We start from the raw sequence: 301 nt of genomic DNA on the forward strand, positions 1-301 counted from the left end.
ACAAAAACTGAATAATACTCATCAAGTTCATCACGAAAAGAGAAGGTTATGGATCTCACCCAACTGCGCATGTTCTGCTGCGTGGCCGAAACCGGCTCCGTCGCCCGTGCCGCCGAGCAACTGCACCTGTCTCTTATACACATCTCCGAGCCCACGAGACAGGAGGTATCATCGCGTATGCCGTCTTCTGCGTGAAAAGGGGGGGGGGGGGGGGGGGGGGGGGGGGGGGGGGGGGGGGGGGGGGGGGGGGGGGGGGGGGGGGGGGGGGGGGGGGGGGGGGGGGGGGGGGGGGGGGGGGGGG

General features: G+C 68.4%; 1 pseudogene. It reads left to right on the forward strand.

The features are described from left to right. Nucleotides 1–48: 48 nt before the first annotated feature. Nucleotides 49–162 (forward strand): annotated as a pseudogene (locus JHD74_RS26400) (LysR family transcriptional regulator); the annotation flags it as partial. Nucleotides 163–301 lie beyond the last annotated feature (139 nt).

This window comes from Serratia sp. ASV30, from assembly GCF_016428815.1.
GTDB classification, from domain to species: domain Bacteria; phylum Pseudomonadota; class Gammaproteobacteria; order Enterobacterales; family Enterobacteriaceae; genus Chania; species Chania fonticola_C.